This is a genomic window from Paenibacillus sp. D9 (genome assembly GCF_001188365.1).
GTDB lineage: Bacteria > Bacillota > Bacilli > Paenibacillales > Paenibacillaceae > Paenibacillus_O > Paenibacillus_O humicus.
The window spans coordinates 3,793,735-3,809,454 of record NZ_JZEJ01000001.1 but is presented as its reverse complement, the minus strand read 5'-3'; the positions used below and the strand labels follow the sequence as shown (position 1 = coordinate 3,809,454).

General features: G+C 60.1%; 14 protein-coding genes. 2 read left to right on the top strand and 12 right to left on the bottom strand.

Going from position 1 to position 15,720, the window contains the following annotated elements; translation table 11 throughout:
* Positions 1-17 precede the first annotated feature (17 nt).
* From tilS to VE23_RS17100, 5 genes are all read right to left on the bottom strand, one after another.
* Positions 18-1,469, bottom strand: coding sequence for a tRNA lysidine(34) synthetase TilS (gene tilS, locus VE23_RS17120; protein WP_069202491.1), 1,452 nt, complete (start codon positions 1,467-1,469; stop codon positions 18-20).
* Between the two features lie 142 nt (positions 1,470-1,611).
* Entirely contained in the window at positions 1,612-2,550 is a 939-nt protein-coding gene (locus VE23_RS17115) for a protein kinase domain-containing protein (RefSeq protein WP_049868651.1), read from the bottom strand.
* On the bottom strand, positions 2,534-3,259 hold the full coding sequence (locus tag VE23_RS17110; protein WP_048749060.1) for a vWA domain-containing protein: 726 nt from the start codon (positions 3,257-3,259) through the stop codon (positions 2,534-2,536). The genes VE23_RS17115 and VE23_RS17110 overlap by 17 nt, the downstream gene beginning before the upstream one ends.
* Before the next feature lie 89 nt (positions 3,260-3,348).
* On the bottom strand, positions 3,349-4,383 hold the full coding sequence (locus VE23_RS17105; protein ID WP_049868650.1) for an NADH:flavin oxidoreductase/NADH oxidase: 1,035 nt from the start codon (positions 4,381-4,383) through the stop codon (positions 3,349-3,351).
* Between the two features lie 143 nt (positions 4,384-4,526).
* Positions 4,527-5,351, bottom strand: coding sequence for an AraC family transcriptional regulator (locus VE23_RS17100; protein ID WP_049868649.1), 825 nt, complete (start codon positions 5,349-5,351; stop codon positions 4,527-4,529).
* Between the two features lie 347 nt (positions 5,352-5,698).
* Here VE23_RS17100 and VE23_RS17095 point away from each other — a divergent pair, with 347 nt between their 5' ends.
* Together VE23_RS17095 and mgrA are read left to right on the top strand one after the other, a co-directional pair.
* Positions 5,699-6,337: a DUF1349 domain-containing protein gene (locus tag VE23_RS17095; protein ID WP_049868648.1), complete on the top strand. Its 639-nt coding sequence runs from the start codon at positions 5,699-5,701 to the stop codon at positions 6,335-6,337.
* A gap of 27 nt (positions 6,338-6,364) precedes the next feature.
* The gene (mgrA, locus tag VE23_RS17090) at positions 6,365-7,357 is read left to right on the top strand and encodes an L-glyceraldehyde 3-phosphate reductase (RefSeq protein ID WP_049868647.1); all 993 of its coding nucleotides are present in this window, start codon (positions 6,365-6,367) and stop codon (positions 7,355-7,357) included.
* A gap of 75 nt (positions 7,358-7,432) precedes the next feature.
* Here the strand turns inward: mgrA and VE23_RS17085 are convergent, their stop codons facing one another.
* The 7 genes from VE23_RS17085 to pilM form a co-directional block, all read right to left on the bottom strand.
* On the bottom strand, positions 7,433-8,131 hold the full coding sequence (locus VE23_RS17085) for a hypothetical protein (protein WP_048748572.1): 699 nt from the start codon (positions 8,129-8,131) through the stop codon (positions 7,433-7,435).
* Positions 8,128-9,018, bottom strand: coding sequence for an ABC transporter ATP-binding protein (locus tag VE23_RS17080; RefSeq protein WP_049868646.1), 891 nt, complete (start codon positions 9,016-9,018; stop codon positions 8,128-8,130). The genes VE23_RS17085 and VE23_RS17080 overlap by 4 nt, the downstream gene beginning before the upstream one ends.
* Positions 9,019-9,022: 4 nt before the next feature.
* On the bottom strand, positions 9,023-9,391 hold the full coding sequence (locus VE23_RS17075) for a GntR family transcriptional regulator (RefSeq protein ID WP_049868645.1): 369 nt from the start codon (positions 9,389-9,391) through the stop codon (positions 9,023-9,025).
* A gap of 170 nt (positions 9,392-9,561) precedes the next feature.
* Complete coding sequence (locus tag VE23_RS17070) at positions 9,562-10,356, bottom strand: hypothetical protein (protein ID WP_049868644.1); 795 nt, start codon at positions 10,354-10,356, stop codon at positions 9,562-9,564.
* 117 nt (positions 10,357-10,473) lie between these two features.
* On the bottom strand, positions 10,474-12,969 hold the full coding sequence (spoIIE, locus tag VE23_RS17065) for a stage II sporulation protein E (RefSeq protein WP_049868643.1): 2,496 nt from the start codon (positions 12,967-12,969) through the stop codon (positions 10,474-10,476).
* Positions 12,970-13,403: 434 nt separating this feature from the next.
* Positions 13,404-14,195 (bottom strand): type 4a pilus biogenesis protein PilO, encoded by a 792-nt coding sequence (pilO, locus tag VE23_RS17060; protein ID WP_049868642.1) that lies wholly within the window; start codon positions 14,193-14,195, stop codon positions 13,404-13,406.
* Positions 14,179-15,702: a pilus assembly protein PilM gene (pilM, locus tag VE23_RS17055; protein WP_048748567.1), complete on the bottom strand. Its 1,524-nt coding sequence runs from the start codon at positions 15,700-15,702 to the stop codon at positions 14,179-14,181. Before pilM ends, pilO begins: the two co-directional genes overlap by 17 nt.
* Positions 15,703-15,720 lie beyond the last annotated feature (18 nt).

Genomic DNA, 15,720 nt, shown 5'->3' with positions numbered 1-15,720 from the left:
GAATCCAATAAGCCTGGTTATTCTCCATTCTCTTCGCCGCCGAAGCCGCGGGCCGGAATCGGCGCCGATTCGACGACGAGCAGCCGCCGGCTGCCCGGCTCCGCCGCGGCATCCGCCGAGCGGCGGATGCCCGGAATCCAAAGAATTCTGCCCTCGCCGTCGCACAGAAGCGGCAGCAAGCCCCTGCGGGAAGGCGGAACCTTGGCGTCAACGAACATATCTTGCACCTTTTTGGTGCCGTTTAGTCCCATCGCGCTCATCCGGTCGCCCGCCCTGCGGGGCCGCACGGCAAGAGGAAGCGACAGCTTGTCCAGGTCGAATACGGCGCGGTGCGGGCCAGCCTGCGCCGCCTGCGCGACCGCCCGCCCGTCCAGATCTTCCAGCGTCCGGAATGCAAACAGAAGGCCCGCCTCTTCAAGCACGAGCCGTCCGTCCAGCGGAGCCTCGCGTTCCTCCAGGGCTGCCTTCTCGGCGGGGCGCCGCTCCCAGGAGAGCTGCCCGTACTCCCGGCGAAAGCGCAGTCCGCGGGAGAGGTCGATGCGCCAGTTGGACGGCTCCGCCGCCAGTGCGCCAAGACGTATATTCTCCACCTCTTCAAACCCGGTGGGTTCCTTTTCCAGAGCGAGATAATCTAATATTAGTTTAATCAATCTCCTTTGTAAAGCGACGTGGAGACCCGCCAAATCCGCGCCCCGCATCGTCATTCCGGCTGCGGTGGAGGCGACCAGAGACCGGTGGAGGGACTCCGTTTCCCGGTCCAGGAAATCCGCCTCCGCCGAGGCGGCCTCGGCAAGCCGGCACAGCGACGGCCGGAGCCGCGCGTTGAAACGCTCCAGCGAAGGAATCGCCTCGAGCCGCACGGCGTTGCGGAAGTAATCCGGATGCTCGTTGCTGCTGTCCGTGAAGGAAGGAACGCCGAAGCGGCGGCAGTAATCCAGGAGGTCCGACTTGCCTATACGCAGGAGAGGACGGATAAGTTCCACTCCTCCTTCGCTGCGCCGGGGCGCAATGCCCGCAAGGCCGGACGGCGCCGTGCCCCGGATGATCCGCATCAGAACGGTTTCCGCCTGGTCGTCCGCATGGTGGGCAAGCGCGATCGCCGACGCCCCGTGAGCTGCCGCAGCTTCATGCAGGAACTTGTAGCGCAGCTTGCGCGCCGCATCCTGCTTGTTGCCGCCTCTGCTCTCCAGATAAGCCGGCACATCCAGCTCCGCGGAATAAAAAGGGATGCCGAGCCGTTCGGCAAAAGCCCGCACTCCCTCATGCTCGGACCTGGACTCCTCCGGCCTGAAGCCGTGATTCGCGTGGGCCGCTCCAAGCCGCAGCTCCCAGCGTCCGGCAGCTGCATGGAACGCATGCAGCAAAGCCATGGAATCCGGTCCGCCGCTGACGGCGACGACGATCGCCGCCCCCCGTTCCCAGAGCCCTTCCTTGAATCCGCGCTCCAGCTCCTCGACCAGCCTCTCCATGCTCCAGCCCTCCCGATGCTTGCTTCATCCTTCCGCCCCGCGGCTTTCCGCCTTTGACCAACGTTCGGAGCGCCTTTCGAGCCGTCCTTCACAGCCTCTTTTTGGAACCTAATCAGTCATTCGGCTTGAAGAACGCCTTTCCTTAGCCTTGTCCGAGCAGCAGCCAGTACAGCACCGCGGCGAGAGCTCCGGACGACAGCAGGAACAGCGCCTTCGTCCAGCCCGGCACGGCGCCCGCCCGCTTCTTGGGGCCGCACCCCGTCCCGATCCGCCGCATGACGACGCTCCATGCCGCGCCCGCGTCCTCCGCATTCCGGAAGCCGCCGGCAAAAGCCCTCTCCAGCCACCCTGCGAACGGACGCAGCTCCGGGCTTTCCGAGGCCAGCTTGAGCAGCTCCTGCGGCGAGCGGTTTTGCGGGAGGGTGCCGGCCGTATGGCGGTAGAGCGCCTTTTCCTGAAACAGCTGGACGCATAGCACCCCGAAGGAGAACAGGTCGTAGGCCGCATCCGAGGCGCGGGTGCCCGCATTCCAATAGCCGCGGTCGTAAATCTCCGTGAACTGGCGGATGCTCTTGCCGAACGCTGTCACGCCGCCGTAATCGACCAGCTCCACATGCCCGTATTCGGCCGCAAGGATATTGTCCATCTTGAGATCGCCGAACGCCCATCCCGACTCATGCAGCTCGGCCAGCCGCTGCAGAAGGTTGTAGCCCGCGATCGGAAACCATTCCGCTCCCCGGGCAGCAAGAAAGGCGGGGAGCTTCGTTCCCCGCACATATTTCATCACATAGAATGGATATTCCTTGCCGCCTGCGAGCTTCAGATCGTCGACGTCGTGCAGGAAGGGCTCGGCCCGGCTCCCGGCCCGGCCTTCCAGCGCCTGCAGCACGTTGATCTCCGACTGCAGATCGACCGTGTCCGCGCCGACCTTCAGCGCCAGCAGGCGCCGGTCCCGCTCGACCAGATACACCTTGCCGTTGGCCCCTTCTCCGAGCATGCGCTCGACCCGGTAGCGGCGCCTGCGCCACTTGCCGGTAATGACCATGCCTTTATCCAAATGAAGCTTAAACGACGTATCCACTCATCATCCCGTCCTCTTCGCCGCCCCGCCGCCGGTCGTCCCTGCCCCGATAATGCTCGATGACCTGCAGCAGGGCGGGGCCCGTCGGCGTCGTGCCGCGCATCTGCAGCTTGGGGAACAGAGACTGCACGCCGCTCAGGTTCGTGGTCCAGTCCAGATCCAGGGAAGCGTCGTCGCCATGCCCATTGCCTGGGAAATGAAAGACGGACAGCTCGCTGATTCCCTGCCTCGACTGCAGGCTGAGCATCAGGTCGCGGATGGCTTCCTCCACGGCCGCCATCTTGGGCTTCATGCTGGCGCTGGCGTCGATGAGCAGCGCGACCCGCAGCTTGCTCGTCTCTCCGAGCTCGTCCATGACTCGCACGACCTCGCTGCGCTTCTCCGGCGGCAGCTCCTCGATGGCTCCTTCGCCGCCGAGCACCGACTTCAGTTCCTTCTGAACGACCTGCTGAATCGTCTGCACGACGGTTTTGCGCGTCATCATCTGCACCGTCTGCGACAGCTGGCGGGTGCTCGCCATCCGGCTCATGCCGCCGCCCGCATGGGCGATCTCCTGAATTTCCTTGGCTCCGTATTCGCCGAGATCGCCGCCGTCGAGCACGCCGACCACATTCACCGTGATGCCGTCCGACAGCGCCTGGGCGGCAGCGACGACGGGGCTGAGGCCGACATTGGAGCAGCCGTCCGTTATAAGCAGAATTTGTTTCATGATTTACCCTCCAGAACTTGGGATGCAGGTAAGTCTAGAAATCAACTTATCTATCTACCAGCTTTCCCGATTCCGGAAGGATTCATAACTTAACGCAGAGGATAACCTCGCTTGTAGGGAGCCTGCTCCGTGCGGCCGCCCTCCGTCTTGAGGATGGCATCGACCGCCCAGTAAGGATTGCGCAGCATCGCTCGTCCGACCGCAGCCAGATCCGCATCGCCCGTTCCGACGACCGCAGCAGCGACTTCGGGCTCGTCGAGCATGCCGACAGCGATGACCGGGAGGCCCGTCGCCTCCTTGATCCTGCGGGCCATCGGAGCCTGATAGGCGGGGTAGTTGCCCGGCTTGAGATCGCCGTCCGGAGGCGCTTCGCCGCCAGAGGAGACATCGAAGACGTCGACGCCGGCTTCCTGATAGCGGCGGGCCAGCTCGGCGCCGTAATCCAGATCGTACCCGCCTGCGATGTATTCCAAGGCCGAGATCCGCATGACGAGCGGCATGCCTTCCGGCAGCACCTCTTTGACCGCCCGGATCACCTCGCAGCCGAAGAGCATCTTGTCCTGTCCGTACTTGTCCGTGCGATGGTTGAGAGACGGGGAATGGAACTGGTGGATCAAATACCCGTGGGCGCCATGCAGCTCGATCGTGTCGAACCCGGCTTCCACCGCGCGGCGGGCGGCTTGACGGAACAGCTCCACCTGGGCTTCCGCCTCCTCGGTCGCCAGCTCCCGGGGAGTCTTCCAGCCCTCCGGCTCGACGGGAATCGGAGATGAGCTGACCGGCACAGCGGCATCGGTCGCCTTGCGCCCGGCATGCGCGATCTGCACGCCGACCTTGGCGCCGTAACGCCGGCATTCGTCCACGATGCGCTTATAGGCCGGAATCTGCTCGTCCGACCACAGGCCGAGGCAGCGGTTCGTAATCCGTCCGTCCGGCTCCACATTGGTCATTTCCATAATGATCAGCCCGGTGCCGCCGACCGCCCGCGATACATAATGCACATAATGCCATTCATTCGGCGTTCCGTCCTCGGCATCGACCGAGTACTGGCACATCGGCGGCATGACGATCCGGTTCTTCAGCTCGAGATTGCTCAGGGTAATCTTGTCCGACAGCTTGGCCATTCCATTCTCTCCTTCTTTCTCTGTTGTCCGATAAATTCGACTTGTCTCTATTATATGCCATCCCGATGGCAAAATAAAAAAACGCGTTCCCCTCGGCAGGGGAACGCGGATAGCCAACAACGGCCTCTAGTTATTTCTTCCTATTATTCGGCATGATTTTGAATAGACCTGATCGTTCGAAAATTCCGGGGCGGTATTCCTATTTTCTTCTTGAACATTTTGGAAAAGAGAAGCGGATCCTCATAACCGACGGAGCGCGCAATGTCGGCGATCGACAAACGGGAGTCGCGAAGCAGTTCGCAGGCTTTCTCCATTCGGTAATTCATCAGATAGTCCTGTGGCGACATGGATAAGGCTTCCTTGAACAGGCTTGCCAGGTAAATCCGATCGATGCCGACGTTAAGCGCGATGTCGGATATGTAAATCCGGTTGCCGAAATTCATATGCACATACCCTAATGCTTGACGGATATACCGCTCTTTCTGGCCCTGCGGCCTACCGCTCTGGTTTCGCTGCGCGATAACAGCAAGGTCGGCAAGCTCTTTGAAAAAGCGGTATAGCGAACTTTGGCGGGCAAATGCCAAGCTTGGACTATATGCGCTATGAGCATCAAATGCATGGATGAACGTCTCAAACCACGAGTAGTCTGCAGCGAAGAATATGGGATTGTCTCGCGTCAAATTAATTTCCGCAAGCAAGGGTTCCGCAGAGCTGCCGCTGAACGCCAGCCACGAACAAACCCACGGATCCGTTTCGTCGGCGGTATATTGGGATACCGAATCGGGGTAAATCAAAAAGCCTTGCCCCCTGCCCAGAGACCAGGTCTTCCCGTCCGCCTTGAACACGCCTTTTCCGGAATGAATGAAATGGAACTTATAGTGGTCCTTGATCCCAGGCCCCCAGTTATGACCAGGACAGCCGGATTTCTTGCCGTGATAATGATAAAGCAAGTCAAACCCGGTATCCATTTCGACTCCCCCTCATCAACAATTCCTTTCATTATGCCATATTAATCTTTCATGACAACATGGAATTATTCCTTCGCTTCCTTTATTTTTGATTAAGCACAGATGGGAGGAGATTAAACCGGGAACTGCATAGGGGAAGGTTCCCCAAGACGGGTGGATTCAAAAAAGAATGGACCTCGTCTCAATCAAAGCCTGAGAACGGGACACGTCGGGCGTACCGACCGGCAATTCGAATGTTTCTGGAATGCAATTGAGAATCGGAGCAGGGCATCACGTTCAATTGGGTCGGCATCCTTCAACATATCGTAAGCGGATTTGCTGGATTTAGATCCTGCAGGTTTTGGAAGATGGCTGAATACTATAAATTGGATCGAGGGATCGATGTGGGAAATATCATCTTATCAAGCGCGAATATTGGAGACCCTTCGATACAAGGTTCGTTCAAACAGCAAGATGGACGTTACGAAATTGTCGCGGGCGGCGAAGACATATGGGGTGTCAGAGATCAGTTCCATTTTGCCTATGTCGTTCATACAGGCGACTTTGATTTTAAAGTCCGTTTGAAGTCGCTGGACATGCCCCACTTATATACGAAGGCGGGGATAATGGCTCGTGCAGCTCTGGACGCCGACAGCCCTCACGTATATATGATGGCATTTCCCGATAACAGCCTGCGAAATAAAAACAACGGAGGCTGCGAGTTTCAATACCGCGAGACAGCGGGCGGCGATAGCGTTGCAATCTATCCGGATGATTATACAACGGTGCCGCCGGAGTTCCCTGTCCAATATCCGGATGCATGGCTGCGTCTGAAACGGAGCGGCGACGAATTCACGGCATTTCACAGCTCGGACGGCCGGTCTTGGAAGCGCTATACTCAATTTGCGATGAAGCTTCCTCATGAATGTTATTTAGGTCTGGCAATTACTTCACATGCAAGTGAAGCTGCCGTCACGGCTGTTGCAACTGACCTTACTCTAGAATAAGCGCAAAGATGAAAGGATCGTGATATCGTGCCTTATCAAGCAAACAACAACCGCTACGGATCCATGAAATATTTCCGCACCGGAAAGTCCGGACTTAAGCTCCCCGGAATTTCGCTCGGCTTGTGGCATAATTTCGGGGGCGTCGACAGGTTCGAAAATTCCCGAGCCATGCTGCTCCGGGCTTTCGATCTGGGAATTACGCATTTCGATTTGGCCAACAATTATGGGCCGCCTCCAGGATCTGCAGAAGAAACGTTCGGCGAAGTGCTGCGCAAGGATTTGAAACCTTATCGGGACGAGCTCGTCGTCTCGACGAAAGCCGGATATGGGATGTGGGAAGGCCCTTACGGAGAATGGGGTTCCAAGAAGTACCTGATTGCCAGCTTGGACCAAAGCTTGAAACGGATGGGGCTGGACTACGTCGATATTTTCTACTCTCATCGACCGGACCCGGAAACACCAATGGAAGAAACGATGGCGGCGCTCGATCAAGTCGTTCGTCAAGGGAAAGCGCTTTACGTAGGCATTTCAAGCTACAGCCCCGAACAATCGGCCGAAGCCATCCGGATTTTGAAGCAGCTCGGCACGCCGATGCTCATTCATCAGCCTTCCTACTCGATGCTCAATCGTTGGGTGGAGGATGGTCTGCTTGATGTGCTTGAAGAAAACGGTACAGGGAGCATCGCCTTCTGTCCGCTGGCTCAAGGGCTGTTGACAAGCCGCTATTTGTCGGGGGTTCCGAGCGACTCCAGAGCAGCAAAGCCGAACACGTTTCTTCGCGAGAACGACGTCAAGGAAGAGACGGTCCAGAAGGTGAGAAAACTGAATGAGGTGGCGGCCGCACGCGGACAAAGCCTCGCGCAAATGTCTCTTGCTTGGGTGCTTCGCGGCGGCAGAGTAACCTCTGCGCTGATCGGAGCGAGCAAAGTAAGCCAAATCGAAGAAAATGTTGCCGCTCTAGACAACCTTGAATTCAGCACGGAGGAACTGCAAAAAATCGATGACATTTTGAAATCGTAACCTTTGTCTCTGCTAGAAGAGGCTGTCTCATAAGTCATTGTTGGCGACTTAATGGGACAGCCTCTTTTCGATTTTCTACGCCTGAACGGTAGAACGCCGGAGCAGCATATACGAGACGGCGGCCAGCGCCAACGTGCAGGCGAGCAGGAGGAATGTCGTCTGGACGATCGTGAAGTCGAGCTTCATGAGCCAGCCGCCGACTCCCCGCCACCAGTCCATGGCCGTCACGACCGCCGTCCAGCCCCCGAAGCCGAGCGTCGCTGCGAGGAAGAAGAACAGCAGTCCCTGCTTGCCGAAGCGGCGGAACAGGCTTCCGATCGTCAAGCCCCCAAAGAACATGAACAGCAGCAGGATGAAAAACGTCCACAGCGCAAGCCCCGCTCCGGAATCGCTGAGGTAAGGGAGCTCGAAGAAGTGGAGTCCGACTCCCCATCCCTCGGTCGCCTGCTCCAGCAGAAGCAGCACGGCCAGCAGCACGGCCGAGAGGAGAATGTACCCGCCGGCTGCCGCGACAGTCCCGGCAAAATAGCTGCGGCGCGTGATGCATAGGCCGAGCGCGAAAGAGAACGTCTGGTGGATGACGACGATGCCCGCCACCAGCATATAGATCAGGATGGACATCAGCCCGCCCGTCGTGAAATTCTCCGGCCGCGCGATGAGTCCAATCGTGAAATTGACGATAAAGCTGGACAGGAGCACCATCCAGGGAATGAACAGCCAGGTCCACTTGTCCCTGGCATGCATGAGCGCTACGGTTGCCGTTCGGCTTTTCATGCCGACCCCTCCTCGTATCCGGCTTCATTTCCGGTCATCTGGACGACCAGCTGCTGCAGGCTGAGCGGCGCCGCCTCCAGACCGGCCGTCTTCGCTGCCGCCATGCCTCCTTCTCCAAGCTCTCCGAGCACGGAAGCGCGGAGGAAGCCTCCCAGCTGCTCCTTGCCCAGCACGCTGCGGCCACCGAGGAAGGCGTCCACCTTGGCTGCTGGACCCGCCACGCTGTAGGCACGCGACCGAAGCAGCTCCGCTTCCTCGTCCAGAATGAGCCGGCCGCGGTCGATCAGATAGATGTGCTCCAAGAGCCCGCTCACTTCATCGATGAGATGGGAAGAAAGCACGATCGTGCGGGGGAGCTCGGCGTATTCCTGGATCAGATTGCGGTAGAAAATTTCCCGCGCGACCGCATCCAGCCCGAGATAGGGTTCGTCGAACAGCGTCAGCTCGGCGCGGCTGGCCAGGCCGACGATAATGCCGACAGCCGACAGCATGCCGCGGGAAAGCTTCTTCACGCGCTTGTTCTGCGGCAGCCGGAACTCCTTGAGCAGCTGCTCCGCCGTCTCCGCGCTCCAGCGCGGGTACAGCGACGATGCCACGGCCAGCACGTCGCACACGCGGAAGTTCTCGGGGTACTTCTGGCTCTCTTTAATGAAGCAGATTTTGCGGAGCGCCTCTTCGTTCTCGAAGGGATCGCTGCCGAACACCTTGACTTCTCCCGATGTGGCGAACAGCTGGGCGGTCAGCACATGCATAAGCGTCGTCTTGCCCGCTCCGTTGCGGCCGAGCAGTCCGTAGATGCGGTTCTCCTCCATCTTCAGCGTGATGCCGTCCAGCGCGTGCTGCCCGCCATAGCTTTTCGTAAGCCCCTTCAGTTCCGCGGCATGCATGTCATCAACCCCTCCCTTTCTCCGTAATGAGCGAAGCGAGCTGCTCTCCGCTGATGCCCAGCTTCTCCGCCTCCTGCAGCAATGGCACGACATACTGCTCGTAGAACTGGTGCCGCCTGCGCGCCAGCAGCTTCTCCCGCGCACCCTCCGAGACGAACATGCCGATCCCTCTCTTCTTGTAGAGAATGCCTTGATCCACCAATACATTCACTCCCTTGGCCGCCGTCGCCGGATTGATGCCGTAGAACTGGGCGAAATGCGTGGTCGAAGGCGCCTGCGCTTCCTCCGCCAGGCTCCCGTCGACGATGTCGTCCTCGATCCGCTCGGCAACCTGCTGGAAGATCGGGCGGCCGTCATCCACCGGAAATGTCAATTTGCCCACCACCCAATTGGTTAATTACTCATGTAACTAACCATATAACCTATGCCGTCCAATGTCAAGAGGTGCATATGCAAAAAAAACCGGCAGCCCGAATGGGGGCTGCCGGTCTGGTTTATGGGAACGCCTTGCCTGCATGAAGGGAGGCGGTTATGGAGTCAAAGCTACTCTCGCTCTGCTGCCACCTCCTCGCTCTTGTTCCTGGCGGAGCCGCGGCGGCCGCTGTCCAGGCATGGGCTTCTGGCGGGCCTGCATCGCATTCGGCGGTCGCGGAGCCCGGCTGTTCGCCGCCGTCCCGCGGGAGCCTTCGCAAGCTGTACGGCACTTGATGAGACATGAGGCTGGGCGGCCGAAGCCTCTCTCTTGAGCATCTTCGGCAAGGATGCGCCGGAACCGTCCACCGCCGTCTTCCCTTGGACGTCATGGCATCCCGTCGATTTAATAATCTGGACGTCCCGGCCGGACTTGACGACAAGGCCGCCCTGCAGGGTCACCAGCTCAGGCTGCCGCTCTCTCGCCGTGGAGGCTGCCTGCCGAGGTCCCGGCTTGCCGCCGCCTGCGGACAGCACCTCCATCCTGCCTTCGGCGTACCCGCTCTGCTCCGCCTTATGGGCGGCTGCCGACGCTGCAGCCGTCTCCATCAGAGCCGCTGCGAAGATGCGCTGCGCCATCCGCTCCTCCGCCGTCCACAGCCGCTTGCCGCGCTTGCGGTCGGTCCGCAGGCGCATCCGGTCCATTTCCCTCAGCAGCATCTCCTGCAAGCGCAGCTCCTCGAGCCTCAGCTCCTCCTCGCGGCGCTTGGCCCGTTCCGCCTCGCGGCGGCGCTCTTCCTCCATCTTGCGGGCTTCTTCTTCCTGCCGCTGGATCTCCTCCAGCCTTTGAAGCTGCTTCATGAGCAGATTCTCGCGCTTTTTGCGTGAACGGGCACCGCTTGGGTTTTTACGGATGGATATCGCCATGAGAATTGTTCCTCCTAATTAAGTGGGTTTATGACGCTCCGCATGGGAGCCGGATAGGTCAGATGGTCAACGCCTGCTCATAGGCGCAGGAAGCCGGATAGGGAAATACAAACGTCTTCAGCTCACCGTGCGGGGACGCTCGAACTTGTTCACTCCCGGCCAGCGGAAGGACGCCCACTCCGGCACATGCTTCTCGATCTTCGCCACGACGACCGTCATGTCGTCGACAATCTCGCCTTTGTAGTGGCGAACGACCCGTTCCAGCAGCGTATCGGCAATCTCCTGGGGGTCCGTCGTCTGCATCTCCTGGATCACCCTTTTCATCCACAGCTCCTTGTTCACCGCATGGCCCGGCGCATCGTAGATTCCGTCCGTCATCATGATGAGCGTATCCCCCGGCTGAAGCTGCATGCTGATGAGATCGACGTCGATCTCCTGCAAAATGCCGATCGGCAGGTTGTTGGCGGCTACCGGAATGACCTCCTGGCCCCTCTTGATGAAGCTTGGCGTCGACCCGATCTTCATGAACGTCGTATGGGCCGTATACATATCGATCAGAGCCACGTCGACCGTGGCGAACATCTCATCCGGCGATCGGAGCATCAGCACCGAATTGACCGACTTGATCGCCAGCTGCTCGTCCATGCCGGACTGCAGCAGCTGCTGCAGGATGCTGAGCGCCGTGCTGCTCTCCAGCCGCGCCCGCTCCCCGTTGCCCATGCCGTCGCTGATGGCGACAGCGAACTTGCCGTTGCCGAGCTCGACGGTGCTGAAGCTGTCTCCCGACAGCAGGTCGCCGCCCTTGGCCGCACCGGCGATGCCCGTCTCGATCTCGTACTCCTTGGCGGAACCGAAAACGACCAGGTTCGGCTCCCCGTGCTTGGCGGGATTCCGCTCCGCCTTCACCGCGACATGCTCGCCCAGGATATCACTAAGCAGCGGCGCGATGATTTTGCGGCTTTCGTCATGCCCTTTCGGGAACGTGTGGTACACCTCAATCTCAACATTTCCTTCCTCCAGGCTGATAATATCGAGTCCGTGTATGGACAGCCCCAGCGATTCCAGCGCGTCGCGGATCTGCTCCTCCTGCAGATGAAGCGTCTGGCCTTCCCTCTGGATCTCGCGGGCAAGATCCTCCATGATCTGCGACACGCCGCTCAGCTGATCCGCAACGAGCTGGCGCGATTCGAAGATCTGCTTTTTCCAATGAAGATCATGCTTGTACCGCTCATGCTGCTGCTGCAGCGCCGCCATCACCAGGTGGGTCTTGCTGCAATGGCTCGTCCAGGTGCGGGGCTTGTCCTTCCGGATTCCGTCATGGCCCTCGTCCACCGCCGTCATCATTTCCGTCATCATCTTATAGGTGTCGTAGAACTTGCCGTTCCAGCACATATCCTTGCGGTGGCAGTTCGAGCAGACCTTCTGGGACGCGGCATTCATGAAATGCTGGATCTCTTCCTCCGCGGGCTTCTGCGCCGCCGGCGTATTGAGCTGTCCAAAGCTGCTCGCCAGCTGGCGGAACACCTCCGAGAACTGCGTGACCCGCTGGGCCGTCACTTCCCGCACTCTTTTCGCATATTCATGCTGGGACTTCACATGCTCGCTCGTGCCGGGCACATACCGGGAGATCGTCTTCACCACGATCTTGGGGGTGAGCAGGAACAGCGCCGCCGCTGCGACCGACTCCCAGGTGCTGGCCATCACATCCGTCTGGCCTCCTATATAAATAGAGAGAATGGAGGAACCGAGCAGCATCCCGAAAGCAACGGCCATCCGGCCGCCTTCCTTCATCAGCCCGGCCAGCATGCCGGAGAACGCGAGCAGGCTCATCTGCACGATCGCATTGAGGTTGGCGAGGCTGAGAATGAGCCCGGCGACGACGCCGACCGAAGCGCCGAGCGGGGCTCCGCCCGCCAGCGCGAACAGCAGCAGCATGTAGCGGGAGAGCACATGCTCCAGGGACAAGCCCGAGACGCTCCATCCGACCGCGCCGGTCATCACCGACGCCATCAGGATCATGAGGCAGATGATCTCCTCATTCTTGAGCGCATTGCTCTTGCGGGTGAGCGTCAGCACCGGGATCGCCTGGACGAACACGAGCGTCAGCACGAATGCCAGAGCCGATTCCACGCCGACCATCATCAGGTCGTACCAGCCGAGCGTAGAGTGCACGAACGCCCCGAACAGCTTCACGACCAGCGTGGCGACGAAGACGAGAATCGGGGCCTGGGACAGCTCCGCCTTCTCGTACATTTCCAGCCCCTTGAGGAGCAGGAACAGCACCGCGATCTCCATCGCGATCGGGATGGCGCTCGGCGTCGCCGCCAGCAGGCTTCCCGCGACCAGCGACACGGCCGCCAGCTTGTATACATCCCTTCGGAGGAAGAAGATGACCGCGAAGTACGCGGGAGCGAACGGCATCAAATTTTCCAGAATGACCGCCCTTCCGAGCAGGAACCCGACCAGAGCCAGCAGGATCGTCCACCTCTTCGAGGCGACCAGCTGCACCGCCCTCAGCGATGCGGCCCTTTCCTTTCCTTTGCGCAGCGCGTCCGCCGTACGGCTTGTCCGCTGCTGTCCCGGGAACAGGACGATGTTGGCCTTTTCCTTCATACCGGCACCACCATTTCCGCTTTGTGTAGGTCTGATTATAGAGGGCCGTTTTAAGAAAGTTTGTCAGAACAAGGGTCCGTGCCAAAAGTTTTTTCCGACAAAACCTCCGGCTTGGCGAATGCACCGCGCGCGATTGTCGGCGTCAGGCGAGAAAGCTTGCCGCGCTTGAGGCGGCGGGCTTCGCGGCAGCCCCCATACGTTGCAGGCCATGTAACAAATTCCACCTTCTGGAAGATTCTTAACGGGATTTAGTTCATTGCTTAACGCGTCGAATGGAGGTGGCGCCTGTCGGGATTGAAGGAGATCAGGGGAAAAGTTTTTGGCATAATCGGGTATAAGGCGAAAGAAGGCATGCCGGAGTCGAAGCTTCGGGGCCGAAAGGACGCGAAAAAGCCGGTCCTGGAGGACCGGCTGGAGTTGGAGCTTGGTGCCTATTAGTGAGAAGGTGCGGAAGAATCGGCGTAAGGGAGCAGCGCGCTCTCCACCTGGCTGCCGTAGGAAGGATCGAAATAAGCCGTGAAGGCGAAGTTCACGGTCAGCTCCCGTCCGTCCTCCGAGCCGGAGGCGCCTCGGGCAATCTCGAGCGAGTCGACGGTCGTGATCCGCTCCATGAGGTTCACCTGCTCCACGTAAGCCAATATGGACTCGTAGCTTCCCTTGATTACCGCAGCGACCTGCAGCTTGCGGGGTTCGGCCGCTGCCGCTTGGGCTTGGCCGGCCTGATCTGGGGCAGCCCCTTCCGGCGAGGCCGACTGGCCCTCCGCGGCAGCCGTCAGAGGATCGGATGAAGCGGAGGCATCAGGCGCCGCCGCCGAGCCCGCTTCGGAGCCGGAGACAGCGCCTTGGACGCTGGCGGTTTCGGCTGCCGTCCCGCTGCGTCCGACCAGCGGCTCCGACGCGGACAAATCGCCGGTGAAGCTCAGCGAAGCATGGCTCACCTTGGCCTCGGTGCCGATCCGCTCGAGATCAAGCGCCAGCTGCTCGGTGTTGTCCCAGTAAGGCAGCGCTCCCTGGACGCCGTCGACAGGACGGGTTTCGGCTGCAGTCTGTTTTTCCGCCAGCTTCTTGCGCAGCACTTCGGTCAGCCTCTCTTGCTGGGCGATCTCTCCATCCATAGCCGCGGACTTGTCAAAGGCCGGCTTGACGAAGTAGAAGGCGTACAGCAGCAGAAGCAGGAACAGAATGACCGCCGTCAGCAGGATAAGCGTATTACGGCGCCGTGCCATCGGCTGTCGCCTCCTTCCCTTGCTGTTGATCGGCCGGCAGGATACGGATGGAAAAAGAAACGGTGAAGGCCGAAGCGGTTGGGGTATCGCCCGAGCCAAGGACGGCTCCCGAGTCGGCGGCAGCGATCGTGTTCATCTCCGCATGGGCGATCCAGGAAACCCTCCGAAGATCGAACAGGTATTTCGAGGCATCGCCCAGCGCCGCCATCCGGACGTCGACGAGGAGCTGGCCGCCCTTGGCATACCGGAAGTTGATGAGCCGGGAAGCAGGCGGCAGGATTTCCTCCAGACCGCGGGCCAGAGCGGCGACATCCTGCTTGGAGGCGCGCAGCTGCTCGGCTAGCTCATAAGGATCGGAGCCGCTTGCCGCGGAGCTGCCTGCCTTGCTGATCTGCCGCTGAAGGGCAAGCTGCTCCTGGCTCAAGGCGAGCTTCCGCTCTTCCTTGCGGGACGCGTCTGCTGCAGCAGCCGTATAGCCGTAGATGGACAAAGCGGCGCAAGCGATCCAGGCGACCGCGATCAGCGACACGACCAGCGGGGCATAGCGGGTCTCGCGGTCGATGCGGGGAAGCAGCGTCAGCCTCCGAACCGAGTCGCTCCGGACGAGCAGGCCGCCGGGCACCATATAGTTCTCGGCGATGTCGGAATCCATCCCGGCCGCGATGGAGGCCGCTCCCGTTTCATAGAAGTCCACGTCAGGCAGCGCTTGGCGCAAGGCGTTCAGCAGCGTCTTGGCGCTGTCGCCTCCGCCGGACAGGATGCCCTTCGTAATCTTGTAGCTTCCTTCATGGATGCCGAACTGGTAGAAGCTGAGCATCCGCGAGATTTCGGCCGTCAGCTCTCCGACGCGCAGGCCGCTCAGCCCTTCCGAGGTTCCGTCTTCGTCAATGGAACGGATGAAGACGGGATTTCCCTCATGGAACATGGCGATTTCCACCGAAGCGCCCTTGAGATGAATGTACATATGTCCCGAAGGCGGCTCCAGGTTGAGCGGATTCACCGCTCCCTGGATGGCCGTCGCCGCGATGCCCGTGCCGACAACCTTGATCCGGGCTTCCCGGAGCATGGAGACGAGCGGATCGATCCAGCTGCGCGGAGCTGCGTAGACGAGAACCTGCGTTGTCTCCTCTCCGCGAACGACCGGCACGTAATCATAGACGGGATTGTCGAAGGGAAGATGCATCGCCGTCTCCACCTCGAGGTGGATGAGCTCGCGAAGCTCCCTGTCATTCACCGCCGGAATCGTAAGCCGCCGGACGATGACCTGGGAAGTCGGCACGGCGAGAATGGCCGAAGCCCCCTGCAGCCGCTCCTCCTTGGCCCATTGGCGGATGGAGATGCGCAGGCTTTCGCCATTGATGATTCCGTCCTGCTCGATGAGCCCGGGCGGGAACGGGTAGAAGCCGGTCTTCTCGATCTCCCATCCATTTTTCTTCCGTAGAGTCGCATACCGGATTCCGGAGGCGTCCACCGTCATCCCGATCCGCTTGCTGCCCATTGCGAGCATAGGTATCATCACTTCCCG